Source organism: Clostridium sp. YIM B02555 (genome assembly GCF_022320955.1).
Lineage (GTDB): Bacteria > Bacillota > Clostridia > Clostridiales > Clostridiaceae > Clostridium > Clostridium saccharoperbutylacetonicum.
Genome location: NZ_JAKJJY010000008.1, coordinates 64,218 through 90,258 on the forward strand (window position 1 = coordinate 64,218; position 26,041 = coordinate 90,258).

Annotated in this window: 27 protein-coding genes and 1 riboswitch; of the genes, 5 read left to right on the forward strand and 22 right to left on the reverse strand. The window is 29.0% G+C overall.

Features of this window, described 5'->3' with window-relative positions; all coding sequences use genetic code 11:
* Nucleotides 1-5: 5 nt before the first annotated feature.
* The 12 genes from L3B98_RS13025 to L3B98_RS13080 form a co-directional block, all read right to left on the reverse strand.
* Entirely contained in the window at nucleotides 6-668 is a 663-nt protein-coding gene (locus L3B98_RS13025) for a methionine ABC transporter permease (RefSeq protein ID WP_238916978.1), read from the reverse strand.
* Between the two features lie 3 nt (nucleotides 669-671).
* Nucleotides 672-1,700 carry an ATP-binding cassette domain-containing protein gene (locus L3B98_RS13030; RefSeq protein ID WP_238916979.1) on the reverse strand — a complete coding sequence of 343 codons (1,029 nt, stop codon included), beginning with the start codon at nucleotides 1,698-1,700 and terminating at the stop codon, nucleotides 672-674.
* A 618-nt stretch (nucleotides 1,701-2,318) separates the two neighbouring features.
* A complete protein-coding gene (locus tag L3B98_RS13035; RefSeq protein ID WP_238916982.1) occupies nucleotides 2,319-3,164 on the reverse strand; it encodes a MetQ/NlpA family ABC transporter substrate-binding protein in 846 nt (281 codons plus the stop codon).
* 74 nt (nucleotides 3,165-3,238) lie between these two features.
* On the reverse strand, nucleotides 3,239-4,402 hold the full coding sequence (locus L3B98_RS13040; RefSeq protein WP_238916984.1) for a pyridoxal phosphate-dependent aminotransferase: 1,164 nt from the start codon (nucleotides 4,400-4,402) through the stop codon (nucleotides 3,239-3,241).
* A 181-nt stretch (nucleotides 4,403-4,583) separates the two neighbouring features.
* A riboswitch (SAM riboswitch) is annotated at nucleotides 4,584-4,694 on the reverse strand.
* A 521-nt stretch (nucleotides 4,695-5,215) separates the two neighbouring features.
* A complete protein-coding gene (locus L3B98_RS13045) occupies nucleotides 5,216-5,386 on the reverse strand; it encodes a hypothetical protein (RefSeq protein ID WP_238916985.1) in 171 nt (56 codons plus the stop codon).
* A gap of 265 nt (nucleotides 5,387-5,651) precedes the next feature.
* The gene (locus L3B98_RS13050) at nucleotides 5,652-6,038 is read right to left on the reverse strand and encodes a RidA family protein (protein ID WP_015392023.1); all 387 of its coding nucleotides are present in this window, start codon (nucleotides 6,036-6,038) and stop codon (nucleotides 5,652-5,654) included.
* Nucleotides 6,039-6,090: 52 nt separating this feature from the next.
* Nucleotides 6,091-6,384, reverse strand: coding sequence for a hypothetical protein (locus tag L3B98_RS13055; protein WP_015392022.1), 294 nt, complete (start codon nucleotides 6,382-6,384; stop codon nucleotides 6,091-6,093).
* Between the two features lie 17 nt (nucleotides 6,385-6,401).
* Nucleotides 6,402-6,899 (reverse strand): citrate lyase holo-[acyl-carrier protein] synthase, encoded by a 498-nt coding sequence (locus tag L3B98_RS13060; RefSeq protein ID WP_238916987.1) that lies wholly within the window; start codon nucleotides 6,897-6,899, stop codon nucleotides 6,402-6,404.
* 30 nt (nucleotides 6,900-6,929) lie between these two features.
* The gene (locus L3B98_RS13065) at nucleotides 6,930-7,286 is read right to left on the reverse strand and encodes a triphosphoribosyl-dephospho-CoA synthase (RefSeq protein ID WP_238916988.1); all 357 of its coding nucleotides are present in this window, start codon (nucleotides 7,284-7,286) and stop codon (nucleotides 6,930-6,932) included.
* Nucleotides 7,287-7,290: 4 nt separating this feature from the next.
* The gene (locus L3B98_RS13070) at nucleotides 7,291-8,436 is read right to left on the reverse strand and encodes a hypothetical protein (protein ID WP_173696321.1); all 1,146 of its coding nucleotides are present in this window, start codon (nucleotides 8,434-8,436) and stop codon (nucleotides 7,291-7,293) included.
* Nucleotides 8,423-9,322, reverse strand: coding sequence for a CoA ester lyase (locus tag L3B98_RS13075; protein WP_015392018.1), 900 nt, complete (start codon nucleotides 9,320-9,322; stop codon nucleotides 8,423-8,425). The genes L3B98_RS13070 and L3B98_RS13075 overlap by 14 nt, the downstream gene beginning before the upstream one ends.
* 33 nt (nucleotides 9,323-9,355) lie before the next feature.
* Nucleotides 9,356-10,579 carry an MFS transporter gene (locus L3B98_RS13080; protein WP_238916989.1) on the reverse strand — a complete coding sequence of 408 codons (1,224 nt, stop codon included), beginning with the start codon at nucleotides 10,577-10,579 and terminating at the stop codon, nucleotides 9,356-9,358.
* A gap of 365 nt (nucleotides 10,580-10,944) precedes the next feature.
* Between L3B98_RS13080 and L3B98_RS13085 the strand changes: the two genes are divergently transcribed.
* On the forward strand, nucleotides 10,945-11,361 hold the full coding sequence (locus L3B98_RS13085; protein WP_173696319.1) for a recombinase family protein: 417 nt from the start codon (nucleotides 10,945-10,947) through the stop codon (nucleotides 11,359-11,361).
* Nucleotides 11,362-11,927: 566 nt separating this feature from the next.
* On the opposite strand, the gene L3B98_RS13090 is transcribed toward L3B98_RS13085, so the two are convergent.
* From L3B98_RS13090 to L3B98_RS13100, 3 genes are all read right to left on the reverse strand, one after another.
* Nucleotides 11,928-13,151 carry an Ig-like domain-containing protein gene (locus L3B98_RS13090; RefSeq protein ID WP_238916991.1) on the reverse strand — a complete coding sequence of 408 codons (1,224 nt, stop codon included), beginning with the start codon at nucleotides 13,149-13,151 and terminating at the stop codon, nucleotides 11,928-11,930.
* Nucleotides 13,152-13,441: 290 nt separating this feature from the next.
* The gene (locus L3B98_RS13095; RefSeq protein ID WP_238916992.1) at nucleotides 13,442-13,828 is read right to left on the reverse strand and encodes a VOC family protein; all 387 of its coding nucleotides are present in this window, start codon (nucleotides 13,826-13,828) and stop codon (nucleotides 13,442-13,444) included.
* Nucleotides 13,829-14,029: 201 nt separating this feature from the next.
* Entirely contained in the window at nucleotides 14,030-14,656 is a 627-nt protein-coding gene (locus tag L3B98_RS13100; protein ID WP_238916993.1) for a hypothetical protein, read from the reverse strand.
* Nucleotides 14,657-15,402: 746 nt separating this feature from the next.
* Here L3B98_RS13100 and pgaC point away from each other — a divergent pair.
* Together pgaC and pgaD are read left to right on the forward strand one after the other, a co-directional pair.
* Nucleotides 15,403-16,626: a poly-beta-1,6-N-acetyl-D-glucosamine synthase gene (gene pgaC, locus L3B98_RS13105; protein ID WP_238916994.1), complete on the forward strand. Its 1,224-nt coding sequence runs from the start codon at nucleotides 15,403-15,405 to the stop codon at nucleotides 16,624-16,626.
* 2 nt (nucleotides 16,627-16,628) lie between these two features.
* A complete protein-coding gene (pgaD, locus tag L3B98_RS13110; protein WP_238916995.1) occupies nucleotides 16,629-17,057 on the forward strand; it encodes a poly-beta-1,6-N-acetyl-D-glucosamine biosynthesis protein PgaD in 429 nt (142 codons plus the stop codon).
* Between the two features lie 12 nt (nucleotides 17,058-17,069).
* Here the strand turns inward: pgaD and L3B98_RS13115 are convergent, their stop codons facing one another.
* From L3B98_RS13115 to L3B98_RS13125, 3 genes are all read right to left on the reverse strand, one after another.
* A complete protein-coding gene (locus L3B98_RS13115) occupies nucleotides 17,070-17,900 on the reverse strand; it encodes an ABC transporter substrate-binding protein (protein ID WP_238916997.1) in 831 nt (276 codons plus the stop codon).
* Nucleotides 17,901-18,632: 732 nt separating this feature from the next.
* Entirely contained in the window at nucleotides 18,633-19,595 is a 963-nt protein-coding gene (locus L3B98_RS13120; RefSeq protein WP_238916999.1) for a protein tyrosine phosphatase, read from the reverse strand.
* A 477-nt stretch (nucleotides 19,596-20,072) separates the two neighbouring features.
* The gene (locus tag L3B98_RS13125) at nucleotides 20,073-21,254 is read right to left on the reverse strand and encodes an Ig-like domain-containing protein (RefSeq protein WP_238917001.1); all 1,182 of its coding nucleotides are present in this window, start codon (nucleotides 21,252-21,254) and stop codon (nucleotides 20,073-20,075) included.
* Between the two features lie 351 nt (nucleotides 21,255-21,605).
* On the opposite strand from L3B98_RS13125, the gene L3B98_RS13130 reads away from it, so the two are divergent.
* Both L3B98_RS13130 and L3B98_RS13135 read left to right on the forward strand, forming a co-directional pair.
* A complete protein-coding gene (locus L3B98_RS13130) occupies nucleotides 21,606-22,070 on the forward strand; it encodes a MarR family transcriptional regulator (protein WP_238917003.1) in 465 nt (154 codons plus the stop codon).
* Between the two features lie 65 nt (nucleotides 22,071-22,135).
* Entirely contained in the window at nucleotides 22,136-22,636 is a 501-nt protein-coding gene (locus L3B98_RS13135) for a GNAT family N-acetyltransferase (RefSeq protein ID WP_238917005.1), read from the forward strand.
* A gap of 239 nt (nucleotides 22,637-22,875) precedes the next feature.
* On the opposite strand, the gene L3B98_RS13140 is transcribed toward L3B98_RS13135, so the two are convergent.
* The 4 genes from L3B98_RS13140 to L3B98_RS13155 all read right to left on the reverse strand — a co-directional run bounded on the left by L3B98_RS13140 (nucleotide 22,876) and on the right by L3B98_RS13155 (nucleotide 25,965).
* On the reverse strand, nucleotides 22,876-23,745 hold the full coding sequence (locus tag L3B98_RS13140) for an isocitrate lyase/phosphoenolpyruvate mutase family protein (protein ID WP_238917006.1): 870 nt from the start codon (nucleotides 23,743-23,745) through the stop codon (nucleotides 22,876-22,878).
* Between the two features lie 40 nt (nucleotides 23,746-23,785).
* Nucleotides 23,786-24,847 (reverse strand): ACR3 family arsenite efflux transporter, encoded by a 1,062-nt coding sequence (arsB, locus tag L3B98_RS13145; RefSeq protein ID WP_238917007.1) that lies wholly within the window; start codon nucleotides 24,845-24,847, stop codon nucleotides 23,786-23,788.
* 26 nt (nucleotides 24,848-24,873) lie between these two features.
* The gene (locus L3B98_RS13150) at nucleotides 24,874-25,287 is read right to left on the reverse strand and encodes an arsenate reductase ArsC (RefSeq protein WP_238917009.1); all 414 of its coding nucleotides are present in this window, start codon (nucleotides 25,285-25,287) and stop codon (nucleotides 24,874-24,876) included.
* A 354-nt stretch (nucleotides 25,288-25,641) separates the two neighbouring features.
* Nucleotides 25,642-25,965: a metalloregulator ArsR/SmtB family transcription factor gene (locus tag L3B98_RS13155; protein WP_275298418.1), complete on the reverse strand. Its 324-nt coding sequence runs from the start codon at nucleotides 25,963-25,965 to the stop codon at nucleotides 25,642-25,644.
* Nucleotides 25,966-26,041 lie beyond the last annotated feature (76 nt).

Genomic DNA, 26,041 nt, shown 5'->3' on the forward strand with positions numbered 1-26,041 from the left:
TAATTTTATTTTCTAGATAACTTTGTAGCCAAAGCATCTCCAGTTATTTGAATTGCTTGTACTAAAACCAATAAAATAAGAACCGTTACAATCATTACCCCAGTTTCATATCTGTAATATCCATATCTTATTGCTAAATCACCTATTCCTCCGCCGCCAACAATTCCTGCCATAGCTGAATACCCAATTAAGCTTACTAAATTTACTGTAATTGCCCTTATTAAACTTGGAAAAGCTTCTACTATTAATACATCAAACAAAATAAGGCGTAAACTTGCACCAGATGAAATTGCTGCTTCTATTACTCCACTATCAACTTCATTAAAAGCTCCCTCTGACAATCTAGCAAAAAATGCAATTGCTGCAATAGTAATAGGAACTGTTGCTGCTTCTGGTCCAATATTAGAACCAACTATTATTTTAGTGATTGGAAGTAACAAAACCAATAATATTATAAATGGAAGTGAACGAATTATATTTATAATAAATCCTGCAAATGAATTAGCTAAATTATTTTTAAAAAATAATTTATTAGAGGTTAAATATAATACAAGACCTAAAGCCCCTCCAACAATTAATGATATTATCATTGCTATTCCTATCATTTTTCCTGAATCTAAAACCGCTTGACCAAGTTCACTTTTTAATATTTCAATTGTAGAATCCATTTGTTAAATCACCTCCAAATATTCATTAACAATTCTTTCTGTTTTAATAACATTTTCCTTAATATATACCTTTGCTTTAGCTATTTCATCTTTATGTCCAGTTATACTTATTATTAATATCCCAATTGGCCTTCCGTCAATATAATCAATTTTTCCATGAATAATGCTAATGTCTACATCAAAATTCTTAGCTGCATCAGAAATAATTGGCTTTAAACTATTATCCCCTTTATAGTAAACTTTAATTATTTCCCCTTCATTTATAGACTTAATAATTTCTTTTGGCAAATCTAAATTAGAATTTCTACTTATTAATGATTTAGTCACTTCATGCTTAGGATCTGAAAAAATTGAATATATATCATTGACTTCAACTATTTCCCCATTACTCATTACTGCAACTCTGTTGAATAATTTCTTTGCAACCTCCATTTCATGAGTTATAAACACTATTGTAATTCCAGTCTTATCTTTTATATTCTTTAAAAGGTTTAATATTTCCTCAGTATTTTCTAAATCCAATGCCGAAGTTGCTTCATCACAAAGAAGTATTTCTGGATTATTTGCAATAGCTCTTGCAATTCCAACCCGTTGCTTTTGACCACCACTTAAATTTGAAGGATATACATCTGCCTTATCCTTTAGATTTACAAGTTCTAATAATTCATAAATCCTATCTCTTCTTTTTTCTTTTTCATAATTATTTGCTTTTAAAACAAATTCTATATTCTCATAAATTGTTTTCCCACCAATTAAATTAAAGTGTTGAAATATCATACCTATTTTAAGTCTCGTTTTTCTAAGTCCTGTCCTATTTAATTTAGTAATATCTTTTCCATTAATAAAAACTTGTCCAGACGAAGGTTTTTGTAGTAAATTTATAACCCTAACCAAAGTACTTTTTCCTGCTCCACTTAAGCCTACAATTCCAAATACTTCACCTTTATTTATAGTTAAATTCACATTATTCACAGCACGAACTAAATTTCCTTTTAACTTGAATTCAACATTAACATCTTTTAATACAATCATTATTTTCACCACCTTCTAAATTTTGTAAATATATAAGTTCTAATTAAGATTTTACATCTCACATCAAGAAATCCGTAACGGCTTTCGTAGCTAATGACAATTGCACATTGATAATTGGAACTTATATTAATGACCATTTTAATATTTCTTGTGATCTTTAAATACGTATTATTATTTTAATGAATGAAAATATATATCTAATTATATATAGATATACAATTTAGGAATCAAACTTATAAATGTAATATGCATGCATCATTGAGAAATTATAATCGTAACACTACACTAGAAATTATATACATTTTTCTGGAAACAGGCATGTGAAATTGAGCTGATGATGGTTCTTAAGCAGAGAACCCAAATCTGTGATTTGGTGTGAATCGCTTACTCAGCGAACGAACGTGAGTCGAGTTTCCTCTATGGCTTGTTTCATTTTCAGCTTGTCCAGATTTTACATCTGGAACACGCTGAAATGACGGCAAGCTGCCATTTAGAACCTTCCAGCGAAAATTTCACTAGTCCTGTGGAAGATAAATGTATCTGATTTCGGTAAGTTTTGCATAAGTCTAATTCTCGCGTTGGATATCTATATTTTCATTCACAACTTATTGTTTTAAATTATTTCCACCAATCCGGTTTACTGAATTCTTTAAATTTCCCATTTTCAATAGCATCTTTAAATTCCTTAGATTGTACAGCCTCTTTCAAATCTTTTCCAAGATCTTTATCTAAATCTTCTGTTCTAACTGCAACAACATTTTTATAATTTTCTGCTAATTTTTCAACAGCTAGTGCTTTTGAATAATCAAGCTTAGACGCAAATGCAAAATTTCCTGGAACTACTGCTAAATCAACACTGTCAATACTTCTAGCAAGTTGTGCACCTTCAATTGGTGTGAATTTAATATTCTTAGGATTTTCTGCAACATCTTTTTCAGTCGCCTTAGTTTCATCAATGTTTTCTTTTAACTTAATAATTCCATTTTCCTTTAATAATTTTAATGCTCTTGCTAAATTTGAAGCATCATTTGGTATTGCTATTTTAGCACCATCTTTTAATTGATCTAATGAATTTATGGTATTTGAGAACACTCCCATTGAAAGAGTTGGTACAACTATTACTGGTGAAATTTTCAAGTTATTATCTGAGCTAAATTTCTTTAAATATTCTGTGTGTTGAAATAAATTTGCATCTATTTCTTTGTTATCTAAGGCTTTATCTGGCTGAATATAATCGCTAAATTCTTTAGTCGAAACTGTATATCCTTTAGCTTTTAAGGCTGGTGCTAACGCCTCCTTGACCATATCCCCATAAGGTCCTGGGCATACACCAATTACAATATTTTTATTCCCCACTTCTTTACTATCTGTTTTTGCACTTTCTTTACTGCTTCCGCATGCAACCAAGCTTGCTCCTATTGTTCCTATAATCACTAGTACTGCTAATTTCTTTAAAATCTTCATCTTTTATTCCCTCCAAAATTTATTGTTTTTGTATTTATTGCTAATGCTTTTAACTTTATCTTGCTTTAATTAATTTAGTTATTTCTATATTTCCTAAGTTTTTCAAGTCTCTTAAGAGCTTCTTTTAAGGTTTCTTCTTTCTTTGCAAAATGAAATCTTATATAACTATTTACTTTTTCTTTGAAGAAACTTGAACCTGGTACTGCTGCTACTCCAATTTCTTTAGCTAACCATTTACAGAATTCGTAATCATCATCATATCCAAATTCAGATATATCAACCATTACATAGTATGCACCTTGAGGCTCGTAATACTTAAGCCCTATTTCGTCTAATCCATCCAAAAATAATTTTTTCTTTTTTTCATAAATTTTACTCAATTCTTCATAATATTCATCATCAAATTCCAAGCCTTTAATTGCTGCCTCTTGAAGAGGTGCTGCTGCTCCTACAGTTAAGAAATCATGAACTTTTTTACAATTTTCTATTACCTCTTTGCTTGCAATAATATATCCAAGTCTCCATCCTGTAATTGAATATGTTTTTGATAATGAACTGCATGAAATTGTTCTTTCAAACATTCCATCTAAAGCTGCTAAATAAGTGTGTTTATGAGGCTTAAAAATTATATGCTCATAAACCTCATCAGTAATTACAAAAGTATCATATTCTTTTGCAAGGCTTCCTATATATAGCAGCTCTTCTTCGGTAAATACTTTGCCTGTAGGATTTGACGGATTGCAAAGAATAAGTGCTTTAGGATTTTGTTTAAATGCATTTTTCAATTCCTCTTTATCAAAGTTAAAAGCTGGCGGCTTTAATTCAACATAGATAGGCTGAGATCCAGATAAAATTGTATCTGCTGTATAATTTTCATAAAATGGCGAAAAAACAATTACTTTATCTCCCGGATTACAAACACTCATCATCGCACAAATCATAGCTTCAGTACTTCCACAGGTTACTAACACATTTTCATCTGGATTTATTTTAATTCCCATAAATCTCTCTTGCTTTAATGCTAGCTTTTCTCTAAAATTTTGTGCTCCCCAAGTCACCGAATACTGATGTGGACCTTTTTCTGAAACTTCTTTTAATTGATTAAGTATCTCTTTAGGTGGATCAAAATCCGGAAAACCTTGTGAAAGATTTATTGCTCCATATTTATTAGCTATTCTAGTCATTTTTCTTATTATAGATTCAGAAAACCAATCTAATCTATTACTTAATTTTGGCATATTTATACCCCCAATATATTTAAATTATAAGCTTATAATTCTTATCAAAATACTCGTATATTTTTATATAAAAATCTCTATCTTAGATACAATAGCAGTACAAAGATAAATTAAAAACTTATTATATAAAAATAAAGCACTAGAGATTAATCTCTAGTGCATCTTTGCATAAAAATTTTCTCTCTTATCTTTCAGCTAACGCTGTTGGAATTAGCACCACGTCATCGTAAATCATTACTTGATCGGTTGCTGGGTTTCATAGGGCCAGTCCCTCCACCACTCTTGATAAGTTATTCAATTCCTTCATTTCTTATAAGTTTAGTATATATTCAGCTTATTAAATTGTCAATACATTTTATGCATAAACATTAAGGTTATGCTAGTATTTATAATTACTAGCATACACGGTATTTTAACATCACGAATCTGGCTAACAGCCATTATAGTTTGGGTTAAAAGCCATATTTATTACCAATTGATTTTTTCAAAGAAAAGCACCTGCTAAAAACAGGTACTTAAGCTCCAATATTTTTTATGTCTCCATTAAATTTTCACCTAAATTTGTTTTTTCTAAAATATAAATAAACCCTATTAAAACTAAATAAAAAGAATGATCTACTAGGGTGAATAGATCATTCTGCATATTGGATATTTATATTTAATAAGGGGTAAATAATGTTTTAACTACTTTATATATTTATAATACATAATATTTATGTCAAGCATGTGACAACTTTTTTATTAATTCAGGCATTATAGAAAATTGTGAACTTCTTGTAATTATGTATACAATGTATTTAGTTATTTTCTTTTTTAATATCCACGATCATCAACTTTCCAACTATCCGTTTTACTGTCTCTTATTAATATCCAATTATAATTATCATAAGTTGAATTTGGATTTAAACTTCCATCCCCACCTGAAGAATCTACATCAAAATTTGATAGCAAAACAATTACATTTTCAGTTTTAACACCATTCACTGAACCTCTCCCATTTTTCAAATACCCCTCAATAAATTGATCTGATTTTTTTTATCATACCATAATTTTGTCAGAGTAGCTCCATTATAACTTTTAAAACTTTTCTTTATGCAATTCACTGCATCATTTAATTCATTCTCACTGAACTTGTCAGTTGCTCCAATACTCACTACAACATTATCAGTTTTTCCAACTTGTTTATAAACCAGAAAAGAGCTGTCGTTAACGGATTTTAATACGCTAATGCGACAGCCCCTATAATATTTTAATTTGTTAAAGCAACTACTTCTAGTTCAATTTCTATATTTTTATTTGGAAATGTAGTTTGAATTGCTACTCTTGTTGGTAATTCATTTTTTTTGAAATACATTTTATAAATTTCATTCATTTTATCAACTTCAAAAATATTTTTCATATATACTACAACTTTTAAGATATTATTCATTGAAGAATTTGAGTTTTCAAGTAAATATTTTATATTTTCTAATGCATTTTTTGTTTGAATCTCAATATTTCCCAATATAAATTGTCCACTTTGTAAATCACATGATACTTGGCCTGATAAATATAAAGTATTCCCAGCTTTTACTACTTGATTATATGGGTAATCAGGTTGTTTCACATTAGGCAAGTTTAATATTTCTTTTTTCATTTCTTTCCTTTTCACCTTCTCTGTACTTTTAATATAATTAGTTATAACAAAATTATCTATTAATACTCATTTCTTTTTTAGTCATTTTCTCAAAAAGAGATTCTAAACGCGCTTCAAGTATCCATTGGTCAGGTATATGTTGAAAGAAATTAAATCTTAACCCCCAGCTAATGCCTTGTAAAAATTCAAAATTTAACATATTATTAATCATATCTTCTATTATTTTATTATTTGTAGCAACAACTGATTTTACTATATAACCATTATCTGGTTTTGGTTCTATAGCCTCTATTATTAAATCATATGAAGCATCACTACCACTTTTTTCTAAAACAGTATAATTCAATATTTTCACCTTCTATTTCATTCAATATTTTTAGCTAATTTTTCGGCTTCACATCTTAATTCTTTAATATTGTGAACATGATTTCTTATACATACTGAATTGTAATTATTACATAAAATACATTTACGTTCTTTGAAGCCTACATCTTCTCTTGATATCTTAACTCCATTTTCAAAACAATCTATATCAACTAGCCTTCCCCACATATTTTGCTCTTCAATTAGACAACTTTTTATTTTTGTATCCTTTAATGAAATATAAGAGCTAAATACTGCATAATATCCTGCAATATCTATGTTATATAATAACAATTGTGATGGAATATTATCTTGAATAGACCTAATGCAAACTTTAAAAACTCCTGCCCATATTCCCCCTGACTTCGGAACCCCTGGAATGTTCAGCGATAGTTCTATAATGCATTTGTGATTTTTACTAATTTTTATTTTTTTTAAATAGCGTTCTTCTCTAGCCATTAATATTTTTTTACCTATTATCGATAAATATTGATTCATAAATACTCACCATAACCAATAATACTATTATCAAATCTCCAGATGCAGCTGCACTCCATTTATTTTTTTCATTAATATTTCTAGTTCATTAACAATAATTATTCCCTTACTATATGAACTATTGCATCCTATTTCAAAACACAAATAAAAATATGGAACAATACTTTTACCGCTCTTTACCAATAGATAATAATCCATATCATTATGAAAACCAGAACTGTTAAAAGTAACTAATCCAAAACTTGGCCATATACATGGTTCTTTTACTATTGCATCAAAACAAAGTTTAGTAATAAACTTATTCAATAATAAATTATTGATATCATCTCCAAAATTATAATCTACTTTTTCGTATTTTTCTTGAGTAAATATATTAACATTTTCCACTTAATTAAAATATTAAGCTTTTTAGATGCTCAGGCCACTTATTTACATCTGTTCCAAATTGAACAAGGATAGCCCAACACCATCTTTCCAATCCAAAAGCAATACAGCTAGTCCATAAATTCTCATCATTGTTTTTACTCATGTAATTGAATTTTTTTACAAAAAAGTTTCCATGAACATTAAAGCTAGCGCATGCAAGTGACTTATTATCATATAAATGTGGTCTAAATTCAACTTTTACAACTTCTGGTAGTTCTAATTTGGAATTAGTGTCTTTCAATGTGTTCGTATCTTCAATAAAAAATGGATCACTAGCTTCTTCTAATGAAAAATTCAATTTTAATTTTTGACTAAGTTCAATTACAAATTGAATAGCACGTTCACGAAATTTAATTACATTTTCTTTTTCTCCAACAGCTACTATTTCTCTCATATGAAATACATTCATTCGTTCAAAAAAATATGTTTGATTTCTTTCAGTTCTACTGCATACTCCTAATGAACTGTAAACCGTAAATTTATCAATCGTTTTATTTTCTAAGGATTCCCAAATATTATCACATACAGCATTTTGCCAATATATATCAGACCTATCATCAAATTTATTTATTTTAAATAAATTTTCATTATCTTTGCTATACCCAAACTTTTCAAGTTCATCTTCATACCATAATGGCTCTGAATAAAATTCAATTGCATTTTCTTGTTTTGCAAATTCAAGAATACATTTATCTAATTTATCCATTAAAGAAGCAACATGTCCTGTAATATATAGTCTACCATTAGAATATTGATTAACATAATCACTTGCTAAAATTTCATATGGTCTTGTATAATTTCTATCACGTTCATTAATAATACATTCATTTTTAAATGTATCTTTCTTTACATCCTCTTTTCTATTGTTAACTATGTAAGTAACAATATCATTGAAATATTTCCAATCAGTTTCTATTGTTTCATCACTACTACCTTTTAGTAATACAGTAATACCATCATATTCATTAATTTCTATATCTGTTTTACACATAGAATCTGATTTGTACTTGTACATGCATTCTTTAATTTCCGTTAAACTTAATTTTATATCTAATTTTTTTATTTTAGAATTATTTTTTAATAAATTAATATTATCATTAACTAACTTCATTTAAATTCACCTCATTAATATTATTTAGTATATCTTTTGCTTGATAAATAGCAAGTGGATCTACTATAACTCCTTTTGATACGTAATTTATTGTATTATTAAATTTAACTTCTGTTAAATCGTCTAAAGTTGATTTTGCCCACTCTATTTCTTCATTTAATGGTGCATATGCATTATTTATAATTTCAAGTTGTCTTGGATTTATTGTAGATCTAGCTCTAAATCCTAGTATTCTACTATTTTTACAATCAGAAATTAATCCAGCTGTATCATCTAAAAATGAAAAAACTGTATCAATAGCTAAAATTTTGTATTCAGCAGCTACAGTTACCATTTCAAATTTTATAAGCTCTAACTCATGCCCTTCTTTAGTTCTATGCAGGCCGCAATTATATGCCCAATCTTCACCTCCCAATGCAATTGCTTCAACACGATTACTTGCTTGTATTATATCTGATATATGTTTTAATCCTTGTGGATTTTCAATCATGGGATGTAATTTTATGCTTCCAATTTCCATTTTATTTTCTTTTTCAAATTTTGTAAGCAATTCATCTACATATTCAACTTCATACTTATTGCTAACAGATGGTATTCTAATAGAATCTGGCTTAGCCTGAATAACAGTTTTTATATCTTCATCTTGAAGTTCCCTTGCAGAAGAAAGATTTACTCTAACACATATATTTATATCAGGTCTGATTGATCTAATATATGAAATAGCATTACGTGTTAAATATCTACCATCCGTTTTAAATGGCATTTTAGTTGCAAATTCTAAGTCAATAATTATATTTTTTACATTTATTATTGGTAGCTTGCATAAAAATCCTGCATTGTTTCCTGGGACAAATAAATGAGCCCCCCATAAAGTTTTTTTTATCATCGAATTCCTCCTCTTTATATATGATAATTTTATTTAATATAATTTAATTTTTAGCGTAATACAAATAAATAACAATATTACACTAAAAAAAACGAGCCAAATAACTTGATATCCTCCTATAAAAAGTAACCACCCACTAAACAAACTACCTAAACCGCCACCTCCAAAAAGTCCTAAACCTATTAGGCCTGATGAAAGTCCTTTACTATCATCTGTAATATCAAATGCCAGTGTGGCCAAGGTAGATTGAATAGATATATAACCTAATCCTAATAAAATTGTAGCTAATATAGCAAATTGCCAATAATGAAGAAAATACAAAAATAAAATTGCAATTAAAGCAAAAAATTCTCCTAAAAGTATTACGTTTTTCTTTCCAATTTTTTTGCTTAAATTTCCAACTTTTGTTCCACCTATTAAGCAAGAAAATCCATAAAACATTATTACTATACCGCATTGTAAATAATCCAATCCTATAATCTTATTTAGAAATGCTCCTAGATACGAATATACGCCCAGTAATAAGAATCCTGTTATTAGAGATAAGGGAAAAATAATTCTTCCTTTAGCAGAACATATAGTTCGTTTAGCTTTATAAAAAAAATTCCCTTTTCCATTGGATACAATTTTTTTATCCTTAGGTGATTTTGTCAATAAAATTATAGCTGAAATTGTAGCTGCTATAGCAAAAAAGACAAATGCTCCGCGCCAGCTAATGAATTTAGTGATTAATCCACCCAAGCCTGCACTTAAACCTTGTCCTAAAAAAACAATTCCCATAAATTTTCCAACATAAATTTGTCTATCTAATACTGGAACAGTATCTCCTATTAGCGCCAATGATACAGCAACAATACCAGCCGCAAAAAATCCTGTGATTATACGAAAAATACATAATACTAATAGTGAACTAGCAAAAGCACTTCCTAAAGTTCCAATAGCTAAACCACATACAATATACTTTAACACACTATATTTGTTCCAATAGTCGCCAAAAAATCCATAAAATGGTTGTAAAAATCCATACGGTATCATATATGATGTTAATACTACACCAGCCATAGAAATTGATATACTAAATTCTGTTGCAATTGCTGAAATGGCCGGTGAAACAAACCAATTATCAGCGGCTGAAACAAATCCTGCAAACCCTAACATTAAAACCAACATGTTAAAATTCACACTTTTTTCAGTTTTATTACTAGATGAATTATTTTTTGAAATATTTTCACTAATGTTATCGGTAATATTCGTCATTTTTCCCCTCATCTCTTTCATGATTTATATACTAAATTCAAATTGTACTGATTTAATAAACTAAATTATATCACTTTTCCAAATATAATCAATATATGGTTTATAATGTAATAAGTAGCATCATATAGAAAATTAAACTATTCAGCTAGTGGATGTCCAATATTCGTGTAGAATCCGCCAACAAGACATTATTTGCCACTGAAAGTTCATTCTAACTATATATCTCTACGGTTAAAAACCCTGTAAAATTGCATGTGTAAAGTATAACAAACTATTTACAAACATCTACGTAAAATGAATTTAACTTTGCGTAGATGTTTTATATACTATATTCATCAAGTAATTAAATTTTAATGATGTATTTTATGAATAGATGGTTTTATTATGTTAGAGTATCAACTACGGGAAAGCAAAAGACAGATAGACAAATGTATAGCTCTGAGCTTCAAGATTTCTGCAAAAGAAATAGAATAAATAATAAAGATATAATAATCATGGAGGAAAAGGAAACCGGCAAGCACTTTGAAAGGCCTCAATATCAACTCTTGAAACAAGTAGCTGTTAATGGAGACAATATCATAGTTTCAGCTATTGAACGATTCGGTAGAAACTATATACAAGGTAGAAAAGAATTTGCAGAGCTTATTAATAAGGGTGTAAAAGTATATGTTCTAAACAGACCAATGTTAGAAGATATGTATAAATTAAATGACAATATGAGTAAATTTATGATTACTGTCTCAAAAACGAACGTTTATCAGACAACAAAAAACCTTCTGTAAATACATATATTGTAATTTATGGAATGTAATAATTTTAATATTTGACAAAAGAAAAAATTATCCTTCTTTTAGCTTCATAACTAAACTATTTATTTTATTTAATAGACACATTCATATCTTTTAAACCATATTACACTTTAATCCCAATTCTTAGCCAATTATAAAACAGCATATGTTCTTTGTAATCATAAACTTACCTAGTATTTATTCTTTAATTAAAACTTCACAACTATAAATAAAGTTGCACGAACTTAATTTAAGATAGTGAACTTCGATTAAGCTCGTACAGTTTTATTTAAAATACTTTTATATAATTGAATAATCATCATTTAATCCATTAATAAAATATAAAACTCTTCACGTTGTCTATATGATTTAATTAATTTATTTGAATTTAGTACATAAAATAATTTTTCGGTTTCTTCAGTTTTCTTTATATTAATAACTTCATTGTTTTGTAAATCATCTTTACTGAATGATATTATATCCCCAATAATCTTTAGATACCGAGAAATATCTGTACTTATAATCTTTTTTTGTATTATAATATTGAATTACTTTTTTAATTAAAGAATTACAGTTGCAGGTACCTTAATTGTTACTGTTCCTGCAGGTGGAATATCACCAACATTAACTATAATATTTTTCGAGGTTGAGCTTGAATCAACACTTCCTTGAGTCGTTGTTACTCCACTAACATTAAAATCAATATGATTAGGTGCTGGATCATTTACAACTACTGCTTTAGCTGTCTTTGTTCCAGTATTAGTTATTACAAGAGTATATGTAAAATTATCTCCTATCCATACCTCTTTTACATCTGCTGTCTTTACTACACTCAAGGTAGTATCAGCTGATCCATGAAATATAATCGTAACATCTCCACCTGCATTATTAGTATTATCACCTTTTGCATGTGCAATATTAACTATCTTATCTGTGTCTGTTGGTTGTGGATTTGGATCAGTTCCTTTTGGTGTTACAGTTACAACACAGGTAGCACTTAAATTGCTTCCATCTAATGTTGTAGCTGTTATTGTTGCTGTCCCTGCTCCTATGGTTGTTACTTTTCCATTTGAATCTACTGTTGCAACAGAGGTATCAGATGAACTCCATTTAACATTTATCCCAGCTGGTGTTGTAGTTGAAATTAATGTTTCTGAATCTCCTATTGTTAAATTTGTAGTTGACTTATTTAATGATATTGATTTAGGAATATCTTTTGATGAATCATATGGTAACAAATAACCATCTTTATCAATCTCTATTCCATCTAAAGCTAATACTCTCCATCCATTATATATTCCTGAAATATTCATATTAACATTAACAACTACAGTATGAAAGCCTAATGACATATTTGTTTTCTCATATGCTAATTTCGCTTGATTTGGAGTTGTATACTGCATTGTTGAATAAGTATTAAAATATTCTTCGTTTCCATCAATATTAATTCTAACACTTGATGAGCAACTATTATTCATACATGTATAATATCTTAATTTACTACCATAAAAAGTAAATCTTATCGATTCATTTCCAGTTGGATGTATCCAATGTTGAGTATTCTTATATAAAAGAGGTAATTCTGATGATGATTGCCAATTATCTGTATATGTAATTCTATTATCTCCATCATCGTATCTTTGCCATCCATTTTCAGCCACATCTGCTATTGTATCCCCTTTAGTTACTGCATTAGCAACATCTGCATTTTGAATCATTCCAATACCAATAAATAATATACACATTATAAACATTATACTAAACTTTTTAAAGTAATTTTTCATTTATCATTCTCTCCCTTGTTTTCAATAATAAATGAATGCGCATTCCTTATATTTATTTTAGTTCTAATACCAATTAAATCCAACAATAATCGTAATACAAATTCCTTTATATCCAAGAATTTTAGTAAATTTTTACATATAAAATTATCCATATTTATACTATTCTACTTTAAATATATAACAAAAAAGGACTTTATTATTTAAGTCCTTTTTTGTTATATATTCTCTTCCTAGTGCTAAACAATATTTAACTCGTAGTTGCAATTTAAGAGCAAATTAAAGATTATACCCTATTTAATCTCTGCAAAAATTTCATGAATATTTCCATCTGGATCAGCAAATAGCGCTGTTCTTTGATTCCAAGGCATATCTTGTGGTTCATGAACAGATATTGCCCCTTTAGAGATTAAATGTTTAAAGGATTCATCAACCTCATTAGGATTTTCACATGGGAAAGCAAGTTCAAAGCCTTGCCCAAGTGGCTCTTTCCTATATTCATCACTATATCCGTGCATTACTTCTCTCATACAAATGGCAAATCTTACTCCAGCATTTTCAAATTCAACATAATTGCCAAGGTCATTTTCAATTTTAAATCCAAGAACTTGATTGTAGAAATTTTTCATTTTCTCTATATCGTTTGTCCAAATCGTAATAAGATTAATTTGTGCTTTCATAATATAGTTCCCCCTTCTTAATTCACCAGTATGTATAAATTATAACACATATTGCAATTGCAACATTATTCAATTTTAAAATGCAAACAACTTAATTAAAGTAATTGACAATCTGATAAATTTTCTTTTCTTGAATAAAGAATCCCCCTAAATAGGCTAGATTAAAATATATTTAAATTTCATTTGATCCATATTTTACAGCTATCTAATATAAATTTCTTCATTAATACTACAACTGCTTACCGAAGCACATTTCCCATTCAATGTCCTTGCACTATCATTACTTAAAACAACCACTTCATACTCAAAATCTACCCCTCCATAAGCAAGATACATTTGTCCATTATCAATTGTACCAATTCCATGTAATTTAACTTCATTGTTAGCAGCCCAATTAAGGTCATATAAATTATCACTTTGTTCCTTTTTTATAATATTTAAGTCAAAAATAGGAGATTCATATTCTTTTATAAAATACCTAACCCTATAATTGCCTTCAAAACTTTCACTTGTTTCTTTCCTTAATGCAATCCCTGAACCTAATATATCAAAATTTTGTGTTGAAGCCCAAAGTGCTGAATTCGACCTTAAATCGCCTATTTGCTTATACACGCCAATTCCAGCCATTGTAACTTGCTTCTTATATCTTGACACAAGTAACTTATTATCAACAAATATTCCAATTCCAAAATACTCATAACAAGTATTTTCTTTGTCTATCTTCCAAGCACACTTGTATGTCTCACCTATCTTTTCAATACTAAGAGTACCCTTACCATCATTAAATTTCCAATTACCTAAAATATATTTTTCATCATAAAAATTCATTATTCCACCTTCAATTTAATTACATTTTTTATTTATAATAACGATAAATACCTTACCATTATAAACCAATTATAACATGTTCCAACAATTACTTGACAATAACTTTTTAAATTTCATAATTTGTTTACTATTATTAATAGCCAGCTATATATATATCCAAATTAATACTCAAACTTATAAATGGAACATGTATACACTCTTGAGAAATTAAAATTACTAAACTACACTAGAAATCATATACATTTTTCTGGAAGCAGGCATGTGAAATTGAGCTGCTGATGGTTGTTAAGCAGAGAACCCAAATCTGTGATTTGGTGTGAATCGCTTACTCAGCGAACGAACGTGAGTCGAGTTTCCTCTATGGCTTGTTTCATTTATAGCTTGTCCAAAAGTGAATGTCCAAATTTTATATTTGGAAACATGAACTTTCTCCTTGGGGATTTTACATCTGGAACACGCTGAAATGACGACAAGCTGCCATTTAGAACCTTCCATCGAAAAGTTCATAAGTCCTGTGGAATAAAAATGTATGTAATTTCGCTAAGTCACCACATAAGTCTAATTCTTGCATTGTGTATCTATACCATCTATCAATTTTAATTTCAAAATTATACTTTGAATATTTTACTTTATACTCCACATAATAATTATAATCTAGTTTAAGTTAGTTTCTTTATTAAATAATTTGTCAAGATGCATTATACAAGAATATCAAGGAATTCTATATTAGTTTTCAAGGAGTTTTTATGAATAAATTAATAACATATGCATCATCATTTGTATTTTGGTATCCACTTATAATGAGTACAATTTGGATAATTGGTGGTGTTCTATTTTATTACAGAAGAGAGAAAAAGCCCGCATTACCCTTAACTGAGAGTCCCATGGTATCAATTTTAATACCATGTCATAATGAAGAAAATACTATAGAAAATACAATTAAACGTCTTAATAATCTAAACTATCCTAACTATGAAATTATAGCTATCAATGATGGTAGTAAAGATAAAACTGAAAAAATATTAAACAACCTATCAACAGAATATGAAAAATTAAGAGTTATTCAGCTTAAAATTAATGTAGGTAAAGCAAATGCACTATATCTAGGCTTAATTGCATCAAAAGGGGAGTTTTTGGCTGGAATAGATGCAGATGCGTATCTTGATTGTGAAGCTTTAAACTATATGATACCTCATTTCATTACTCCAAACTATGGTGAAAGAGTTGGTGCTGTAACTGGAAATCCTAGAGTTCGCAACCGTAGTTCTTTACTAGCTAAAATACAGTTATGTGAATCCTCAAGTATTATCAGCCTTATTAAAAGGACACAAAGATTACTTGGTAAAGTAATGACTGTTTCAGGAGTTGTTGTAGTGTATAGAAAAAGAGCCTTAATAGATTGTGGATTATGGGACAGAGACTTAATTACAGAAGATATAGGAGTAACGTGGAAACTTCAAAAACGTTTTTGGGATATTAGATATGAACCCAAAGCTCTTTGCTGGATGTTGGTACCTGAAACACTTGTTGGTCTATGGAATCAAAGAGTGAGATGGGCTCAAGGTGGAATTGAAGTCATAATGCGTCACTGGAACATATTTTTAAGTTGGAAATATAGGCGCTTGATGCCTGTATACATAGAACAAATATTAAGCATATTTTGGTCAATAGCATGGTTTATATTGTTTATAATAATGACTGTACAACTCGCTATTGGAACCCAAACCTTTTCCATTATCTTTTGGCAAGGTCAATATCTATCTTTTATCTGCTTAATTCAATTCATTGTAGCAATGTCATTAGATAAACGATATGATGAAGAATTATTAAAATATTATTTATGGGCAATTTGGTATCCAACTTTTTTTTGGTACTTTAGTGCCTTAGTTATATTAAGAGCTATTCCTAAAGCATTATTTAGAAACAGAAAAAAATTTGCAACATGGAACAGTCCTGATAGGGGGATTTAAACATGAATATAATTGATGGATTGCAAAAAAAGAGCATTAGAATATTAGAAATATTAATAACTACAATTGGATGGCTTATGATGCTGTATTATATAATTCAAACTTTATTATCTATTGTATTATTTTCATTATTATATACAGTATTATGGTCATTAAATTTATCTAATTTTTATAACAAGTTATCTTCCTTAGATGATGTAAGTGCAATAATACATATTTTTATAATCACCATTGTTATTGCAGGTAGTTGCTTTATATTAATGTATTTTTGGGGAAGATATAACTATAAAAGATATGCACATTTAAGACGACGTAAGTTTCCTAAAGATGTAACACAAGAAGAAATTGAGATTTATTTCAACTTACCATCACTTCTCGTGAAAAAAATGCAAAATGATAAAATTATCATTTTAGAAAAGACTATAGTGTAACATATACTTATATCATTTATTTTCAATCATATTACTTTTATCTAATCCATTATCTACAAGAATCGTATACAATGTACCATCTGCTTTCATATCACTAATTGCTTTATTTAATGCATTTAATAAAGATTTATCATCTTTTCTAACAGCTATTCCTACAGTTCCAGGTATTTCAGGAGTATAACCTTTTAGCGTTCTTAAGAAAAGGTTTTTATTCTTTAATAATAAATAGTTTACAACAACGGAATCAGATACACCTGCATCAACTTTCCCGTTATTTATAACATTCAATAATTCAGATGAATTTTCAAAAAACATTACATCCTTTATTAAGTTATTTCCCTTCCATTTTTTTGCCAACTCCTCAAATGCTGTTCCTTTTTCTACTCCAACTACTGCATTTTTTAAATCGCTCATAAAATTAATTTCAGAAAATTTTGGAACAATAACAGCTTCTGTTTCTTTATACAAAGGTTCTGTAAAGACCACAAGCTTTTCACGTTCAGGAATTATATATATTCCACTAGCTGCAATATCAATACTATCATCAGTATTTAATTTTTCTAATAAGCTTTCAAATGGTACTTTCTTCACTTCAGTTTTTTTAATTCCAAGTCGCTTTACAATTTCAGTTATGATATTAGCATCAATTCCACTTATCTGATTTGTTTTAGAATCCATATAAAAAAATGGAACATCGTATCCTGAAGCAACATTTATTACTCCTCTTTCTATTATTGTTTGCAACCTATCTTTTTCTATTGCAGCTTCCACAGTGCTTGCACCGCAACAAATTATTATTCCAATAAGATTTATAACAACAATTAAAGCGAATTTTTTTTTCATAAATAGAACTCTCCTTTAAAATACCAGACATTTTTATAGTTATTGTTTGTGATTGAAATATAAATTATTCGTGTTTGATAACAACTCAAACTTTAAAGTTTTGTGTTACTACCTTTAACTCTTTATACTTCGATTTTTCATTGCTGTTAATTAAAATCAAATCAAAGTTAAACTATTTATAAACTAATGTCAAAATTTTATTATCTGAACAAAAAGTAGCTGTTACATATTTGCAACAGCTACTTTAATATAATACTTTTTCTAGGCTATAGATATCCAATTTAAGAGTTTAACTTATAAATGGAATATATATACGCTCTTGAGAAATTAAAATTACTAAATTACACTAGAAATATGGTACATTTTTTTCTGGAGCAGGCATGTGAAATTGAGCTGTTGAAGGGTATTAATGTGGGCTTGTTTCATTTTCAGCTTGTCTAAAAGTGAATGTCCAAAAAGTAAGTGTCCAAATTTTATATTTGGAAACACGAACTTTCTCCCTGGAGCTTTTATATTTGGAAACATGAACTTTCTCCTTGGGGATTTTACATCTGGAACACGCTGAAATGACGACAATCCCACATTTAGAACCTTCCAGCGAAAATTTCACTAGTCCTGCGGAAGATAAATGTATCATATTTCGGTAATTGTTGCATAAGTCTAATTCTTGGTTTGGATATCTATACTTTGAACCAGTTGATACATTTACTATTAAATCAGGTTTGAATAGTGCTATTTTTTATTACTTTTAATCCATTCAGACCATGATGTTTGAAATTCATCTTTATCATCTTTACAGTAATTATAAAATTCTTCCATGAAATTCAACCTATCTTGACTTTCATCTTGATCTTCGCCTTTTAATAAATCTGATCCACCTATTAAAGTTTGGCGTTTTATTATATCTTCAAAGCTGACATTTTTTGTATTATGCATCATATCATACATCGCCATAAAAGTAGTAGTTCTCCCAGCTCCTCCTCTACAGTGAAAATGCAACCAAGTATCCTGTTGAAGATTTTTCACTGATCCAACAAATAAATCCACTTGATCATCTAATGGTTTTTCATGGTCAGTTACAGTTATTCTCAGATAATTCATACCTAGACTTTTAGCTAGTTCTTCTTCAGTTTGTACACTTTCTGGATTGTTAATTTCACTAATTGTATTTATGGATTTACCTTTAGGCAGCTTATCAAAAACAACGTGTTTATCTTTAGATATTCCATTTAGCTTATTTTTCTCATCAGCTATAATTTGATCTCTGGAAATTCCTTTATTAGCTTGATCATTCTCTCCAAACCAACTTATTCCCATACCATTAACAAAGCCATGATCTTCTTGACGTAGGTCAACATCTATGATGGACTTACTACCTATTTTTTCTTTTATCATAGCTAAACCTTTTTCTGAAAGAGCACCACTACCGGAAATATTTAGATCAAACATTCCTGCCAGATTAACATCACCTGCTTTTTCACTGTTAATCTTATCTTTTGTAGTTCTAAAATTTTTAGGAAGCGCAGCTTTATTTTCAGTGTCTATTACAAGATTCACCTTCCCATTTTGTATGCTTTCTGCTTTTGTATCTATGCTTTTGTTTGCTTTATACATATGTTCCACATAGAATACAGCACTTAATGTACCTGTAATTATCAATATTCCTATAATATATATAATTTTTTTCTTTTTCATTAACTTCACCAATCCTTTTCTGTTTATATAAACTACTACAACTTCTTAAAGCCTTTTATTTCACATATTTAAAATTATACTAAGAGAATATCTTATTGATATATAATAATTGTGTGAACTTTATGTGATTTTATGAAAATTAAAAACAATCATTTATTTCTCACTGATTGTTCTTAATATTAGTACAAGGTAATTTGATTATAAAACTTACTCCAATATTGTTATTAATAGCCACTATTTCTCCATTATGAAAATCTATAATTTTTTTGCAAATAGAAAGTTCCCTTCCAAAATTTCAATTTCCCATATAATTTATTTTATCATGGAATCAATTAGTGATTATAAAAAAAGACTTTTTATTTAAGCCTTTAGTATTATCTATACTTTCTTCCTAATGCGCGCTAATGTTAAAAGGTACCTGCATTCTGCAAGTACCTTTTATGAAATTTATATTTGATTATCTTCTAAAAAATCGTTTTATGCTATTACAGTTGCAGGTACTTTAATTGTTACTGTTCCTGCAGGTGGAATATCTCCAACATTAACTATAATATTTTTAGATGTCGAACTTGAATCGACTGTTCCTTGAGTAGTTGTTACTCCATTAACATTAAAATCTATATGATTTGGCGCTGGATCACTTACTATTACTGCTTTAGCTGTCTTTGTACCAGTGTTAGTGACGACTATAGTATATGTGAAATTATCTCCCACCCATACATCTTTTACATCTGCTGTTTTCACTACACTCAAGGTAGTATCAGCTGATCCATGAAATATAATTGTAACATCTCCGCCAGCATTATTTGTATTATCACCTTTTGCATGTGCAATATTAACTATCTTATCTTCTAATATTGGATCAGTTCCTTTTGGTATTACAGTTACAACACAGGTAGCAGTTAATCCATCAGAAGTTGTTGCTGTTATAGTACAGGTTCCATCTTTCATTGCAGTTACTTTACCAGTTGAATCTACTGTAGCTATTGATGTATCACTTGATTTCCAGGTTACTTGAGCTCCTGCTGGAGTTGTTGTTGCTGTTAATTGTTGTGAGTCTAGTATTGCTAAAACCACTGATGGTTTATCTAATGCTATTCCTGTTATATTATTTACTTTTTCCATCATTTCAAGTTCTGAAATAACACAATATTTAGGATTATTTGAATTACTTATGTTAATTTTATAGAATTTGTATGAAATATTATTATTAAATTGATAAAACCTTTTTTCATTATCTCTCCAATTAGTTTCATTATTCCTTGAATCTAATTTAGTCCAACTCACTCCATCATTTGATCCCTCAAATGTCCACGATTTAGGTGGTGCATTATTTTGCACAGTACTAGCTGCAATTGTATATTGAGTTATCTTTTTTGGAGCTTCAAACTCATATTCTAGCCATCCATTAGGATATCCATTGGCAGTACACCATCCCAAATTATCTATTGATTTGTCAAACGCTCTATACCCTAGCCACGTATTACTATCCCAAGTAGAACTACAAGTAACTTTCCCACTAGGATTTGTATTACTAGTCATTTTAGGTATTAAATTGTCTGTGTAAATATCATCCGCAAAAGCACTAACACAAAATCCCGCTGATAACATTAAAACCATCATAAACATTATACTAAACTTTTTAAAGTAATTTTTCATTTATCATTTCTCCCTTATCTCAATAATAAATGAACGCGCGTTCCATATATCTATTTTAATTGTTATTCCAATATAATCCAACACTAATCGTAATACAAATTCCTTTATATCTAAGAATTTTAGTAAATTTTTACATGTTCCGTCATCCATATTTATACTATTCTACTTTAAACAGATAACAAAAAAGTACTTTATTATTTAAGCCGTCAATGTTTTATTAAATATTACATTTCTAGTGCTCACCAATATTAAAAAAAGTAAAATGAAAAGTTAAAATTTAATTAATTTGTATAAAACAATAATTGTATATTGCAACTATTAGTGCTATTATTTACCTAAGGAGTGATATCTTTGAATGATATTAATAGTAAAAATTTTAGAGAATTAATTAGACTATTAGAGCGAAAGCTTGGATTGTTAAATAAGCAAGACAGTTGTTGTTTAGAAGTTACTTTAGCTCAATGCCATGCCTTAATTGAGATAGGACGCATTGGGAGTATTACCTTAAAAGATTTAGCTATATTGATAGGTTTAGACACAAGTACCATGAGTAGAACTGTTGACAGCCTTGTAAAAAAAGAATTTGTATTTAGAGCTCAGTCAAAAACAGATAGACGAAGTGTAGATATTAAATTAACGGACAAAGGTTTAATTCTTTTTAGAGATATTGAAAGTAAAATGGATGATAAATTTATGAATATTTTTAATCAAATATCTACTGAAGAACGTTTAACAGTTTTTAATGGATTAAATATTATAATTGAGGCTCTTACTAAGGCTGAAAACACATCTAACTGTTGTAATGATGAAAATTAAAAAAATGTATAACTAGTTCATTCTTACTGATAAAATATTTTTTATATTGGAGGAGTTAATAGACTATGAATTATACAATTGAAAAGATGAAAAAATCTGACTGGGACGAAGTCTCACAAATTTATCTAGAAGGCATCAATACTGGTATTGCTACTTTCCAAAATTCAGTACCAACTTTTGAAGCTTGGGATAATGGACATGTGAAATCTTGTAGACTAGTTGCTAAATCAAATGAAAAAGTACTTGGTTTTATTACTCTAAGTGCTACTTCAAGCAGATGTGTTTATTCTGGCGTTGCTGAGGTCAGCATATATGTAGGCGAGAATTACAGAGGTTTAGGAATAGGTCATGCTCTTATGACAAACATGATAAAACTATCTGAAGAAAATAACTTCTGGACTTTGCAATCAGGGATTATAAAAGAAAATGTTGCAAGTATTAAACTTCATGAAAACTGTGGTTTTAGAGAAATAGGAATTAGAGAAAAGATAGCAAAAATGAATAATGGTATTTGGCATGATACTGTGTTAATGGAGCGTAGAAGCAAAGTAATTGGAATTGATTAATTTTTAGTATGAAATTTAATCTTTTAAATAAAGTGCTTCCCATAAAAAAGTGGCTGCTCCACTCTCTCTTTTAATCACATTTTCACAAGCCATATCATTCTTAAGTATTGATATAACTGGCTTAAAAAATCGAAATTTTTATACTTTACTCGACAATAAAAAAATGCCTCCTATAAAATAGAAAGTTCATCTCTATTTTATAAGAGGCATATAATTTTTGCTACTTTACCCAAGTTAAACTATTGTAACAAAGATTTATTTTTTCCATTTAAAATTTCTTCTAACAGATTGCTATTATATAATAAATTGGTGTCCTTAATTATTTCATTAAAGTTACCAGTACTTTTTATTTCTTTTAATTTTTTAACCATACTTTCAATCGAATTCAAAATCATAACTGTAGGAAGGCTTACTCTCGCAATTCCTAATTCAATGCAATCATTTATTGAAAATTCTTGTATATTATATTGTAGTCCTGCAGCAATACTAATAGGTCCATTAATTTCTCTTGATAACAACTTAACTTCATCAAGTGTTTTTACATATGATACAAAGCAAAGATCTGCACCAGCTTCTAAGTATTTATTTGCTCTATCTATTGCTAATTTCTGTGCCTCTTTCCTATTACTTAATGACAAGAGTGCATCAGTTCTAGCATTAATAATAAAATCATTTTTTCCAAGGTCAAATTTAATACTGTTTGCATCCTTAATCTTATTTAGCATGTCCAATTCATCTATAATTCTTAATTTTTTACATTCCATATTATGAACTTGATCTTCAATATTTATTCCTGACACACCTGTATTAATGAATTCTTTAATTGTGTTCTTAAAATTCTCCCCTTCACCATAACCATCTTCTCCATCTGCCATGACAGGAATATTTACTGTATCAACAATACTTTTTGTAATATCTAAATTAGTCTTTAAATCAATATCGTCCTCATGCTTATATCCTTTTGATATAGCATAACTATATCCTGAACATTGAACAGCAGAAAATCCTGCATACTCAATTATTTTTGCAGAAATTGGATCAAACGCATCTGGCATGATAAGTGTTTCGCTAGAGTTTAATAACTGTTTTAGAATTTTATCTCTATCCATTTTTCACACTACTCTCTATAAAACATTGATAATAAACGTATTAATTATTTTCTTCCTTAGAATAGAAAAAATACCTTCTTCCCCAATGTAATGCTACATTTACTAATGCAATCATTACTGGTACTTCTATTAATGGACCTATTACTGCTGCAAAAGCTACCCTTGATTGAATCCCAAATACTGCTACTGCAACAGCTATTGCTAATTCAAAGTTATTACTTGCAGCTGTAAATGATAAAGTAGTAGTTTGATGATAATTTATACCTGATTTATAGCTTATGAAAAATGAAACAGAAAACATAACTATAAAATATATTATTAGTGGTATTGCAACCTTAATAACATCCAAAGGTAATTCTACAATATATTTACCTTTAAACATGAACATTACTACAATTGTAAATAATAAAGCTATTAATGCTAGTGGGCTAATCTTAGGCACAAATTTCTTTACATACCATTCTGTTCCCTTCATAGGTTCTAATATAAGTCTAGTAAGCATTCCTAATAAGAATGGTATTCCCAGATAAATCGCCACAGACGTTGCTACCTCTCCCATGGAAATATGAACTTCATATCCTGTAAGTCCAAATACTGGTGGCAAAACTGTAATAAATATATATGCAAATACTGAATAAAATACTACTTGAAATATAGAATTAAAGGCTACTAGAGCTGCTGCATATTCACTATCCCCATCTGCCAAACTATTCCAAAGAATTACCATTGCTATACATCTAGCAAGTCCAATAAGAATGAGTCCCGTCATTAATTCCGAATCAGATTTTAAGAACACAAAAGCAAGTATGAACATTAAGATTGGTCCAATAAACCAATTTTGGACTAATGATAAACCAAGAACTTTTGGATTTTTAAATACTTTTCCAAGTTCTTTATAATTTACTTTTGCAAGTGGTGGATACATCATGACAATAAGACCTATAGCTATCGGTATTGATGTTGTTCCAACAGATAAGCTTGCAAGTCCTGCTGATAATGATGGCACTCCCCATCCAAGGAATATTCCAAGTGCCATTGCTGCAAATATCCATAGAGTTAAGTATCTGTCTAAAAATGATAGTTTTGATGATTTGTTATTCATTTTCAAATCCCCCTACTATTTAACTATTAGTCTAAATTAATTTCATTATTCTCAATTCTATTTGCTAAGTCTTTTATCTTTTCTTCTATAGTTTTAGCGGTCTTTATAAACTCCTCATCATTTTTACCTGTTGGGTCATCCAATCCCCAATCTTCCCTATATTTGCAAGGCAAAAATGGACACTCCACATTACACCCCATAGTTATAACGATATCCACACTTGGAATATCAGATAAAAGTTTAGATTTTTGAGTTTTGTTCATGTCAATATTATATAAGTCCTTTATTATTCTCACTGCATCTTGATTTATTTGTGGCTTTGTTTCTGTTCCAGCAGAATAACTTTCAAATACTGAACTTCCATAAAGCTTTCCAAGTGCCTCTGCCATTTGTGATCTGCATGAATTGTGAACGCAAACAAATGCTACTTTTGTTTTCATACCTTCATCCCTCCTATTTAAGTTGTTTTATAACTTATAGATATCCAATTTAAGAATCAAACTTATAAATGGAATATACATGTATCATTGAGAAATTCTAATCGTAACACTACACTAGAAATTAGATACATTTTTCTGGAAGCAGGCATGTGAAATTGAGCTGATGATGGTTCTTAATGGGGGCTTGTTTCATTTAAGCTTGTCCAGATTTTACATCTGGAACACGCTGAAATGATGTCAAGCCCACATTTAGAACCTTCCAGCGAAAATTTCACTAGTCCTGTGGAAGACAAATGTATTGGATTTCGGTAATTTTCGCGTAAGCCTAATTCTTGCTTTGGATATCTATAATTCTTATTTACAAGTACAATTAGCTTTATCTTTACAAATGCAATCTTTTGTTTCTGTTATGAGATTCATCATAAACAATGTAAGTTTATTACAATTGTTTATGTTTAACTTATAGTAATTCCAAAGCCCCTCTTTTCTTACCTCTACAAGGCCACAATCACTTAATACCTTCATATGATGTGAAAGAGTTGGCTGAGTAAAATCAAAATAATTTAGAATTTCACATGCACATTTTTCACCACACGATAATATATCAATTATTTTTAATCTACTTTGGTCAGTTAATGCTTTAAAAATTTTTGCATTTTCTTCATAATCCATATGCATTCACACCTTTCCTATATAGATATATATCTATATACTCAATATAAAACATTGTCTATCTATTGTCAATACAACTTAG

Bases quoted from the DNA above. Each gene is read 5' to 3' on its own strand.
- L3B98_RS13025 (WP_238916978.1), bottom strand. From the start codon at position 668: ATGGATTCTACAATTGAAATATTAAAAAGTGAACTTGGTCAAGCGGTT.
- L3B98_RS13030 (WP_238916979.1), bottom strand. From the start codon at position 1,700: ATGATTGTATTAAAAGATGTTAATGTTGAATTCAAGTTAAAAGGAAAT.
- L3B98_RS13035 (WP_238916982.1), bottom strand. From the start codon at position 3,164: ATGAAGATTTTAAAGAAATTAGCAGTACTAGTGATTATAGGAACAATA.
- L3B98_RS13040 (WP_238916984.1), bottom strand. From the start codon at position 4,402: ATGCCAAAATTAAGTAATAGATTAGATTGGTTTTCTGAATCTATAATA.
- L3B98_RS13050 (WP_015392023.1), bottom strand. From the start codon at position 6,038: ATGAAAAAAGAAATATTAAACTTGCCTAATGTGAAACAACCTGATTAC.
- L3B98_RS13060 (WP_238916987.1), bottom strand. From the start codon at position 6,899: ATGAATCAATATTTATCGATAATAGGTAAAAAAATATTAATGGCTAGA.
- L3B98_RS13070 (WP_173696321.1), bottom strand. From the start codon at position 8,436: ATGAAGTTAGTTAATGATAATATTAATTTATTAAAAAATAATTCTAAA.
- L3B98_RS13075 (WP_015392018.1), bottom strand. From the start codon at position 9,322: ATGATAAAAAAAACTTTATGGGGGGCTCATTTATTTGTCCCAGGAAAC.
- L3B98_RS13080 (WP_238916989.1), bottom strand. From the start codon at position 10,579: ATGACGAATATTACCGATAACATTAGTGAAAATATTTCAAAAAATAAT.
- L3B98_RS13085 (WP_173696319.1), top strand. From the start codon at position 10,945: ATGAATAGATGGTTTTATTATGTTAGAGTATCAACTACGGGAAAGCAA.
- L3B98_RS13090 (WP_238916991.1), bottom strand. From the start codon at position 13,151: ATGAAAAATTACTTTAAAAAGTTTAGTATAATGTTTATAATGTGTATA.
- L3B98_RS13095 (WP_238916992.1), bottom strand. From the start codon at position 13,828: ATGAAAGCACAAATTAATCTTATTACGATTTGGACAAACGATATAGAG.
- L3B98_RS13100 (WP_238916993.1), bottom strand. From the start codon at position 14,656: ATGAATTTTTATGATGAAAAATATATTTTAGGTAATTGGAAATTTAAT.
- pgaC (WP_238916994.1), top strand. From the start codon at position 15,403: ATGAATAAATTAATAACATATGCATCATCATTTGTATTTTGGTATCCA.
- pgaD (WP_238916995.1), top strand. From the start codon at position 16,629: ATGAATATAATTGATGGATTGCAAAAAAAGAGCATTAGAATATTAGAA.
- L3B98_RS13115 (WP_238916997.1), bottom strand. From the start codon at position 17,900: ATGAAAAAAAAATTCGCTTTAATTGTTGTTATAAATCTTATTGGAATA.
- L3B98_RS13120 (WP_238916999.1), bottom strand. From the start codon at position 19,595: ATGAAAAAGAAAAAAATTATATATATTATAGGAATATTGATAATTACA.
- L3B98_RS13125 (WP_238917001.1), bottom strand. From the start codon at position 21,254: ATGAAAAATTACTTTAAAAAGTTTAGTATAATGTTTATGATGGTTTTA.
- L3B98_RS13135 (WP_238917005.1), top strand. From the start codon at position 22,136: ATGAATTATACAATTGAAAAGATGAAAAAATCTGACTGGGACGAAGTC.
- L3B98_RS13140 (WP_238917006.1), bottom strand. From the start codon at position 23,745: ATGGATAGAGATAAAATTCTAAAACAGTTATTAAACTCTAGCGAAACA.
- arsB (WP_238917007.1), bottom strand. From the start codon at position 24,847: ATGAATAACAAATCATCAAAACTATCATTTTTAGACAGATACTTAACT.
- L3B98_RS13150 (WP_238917009.1), bottom strand. From the start codon at position 25,287: ATGAAAACAAAAGTAGCATTTGTTTGCGTTCACAATTCATGCAGATCA.
- L3B98_RS13155 (WP_275298418.1), bottom strand. From the start codon at position 25,965: ATGCATATGGATTATGAAGAAAATGCAAAAATTTTTAAAGCATTAACT.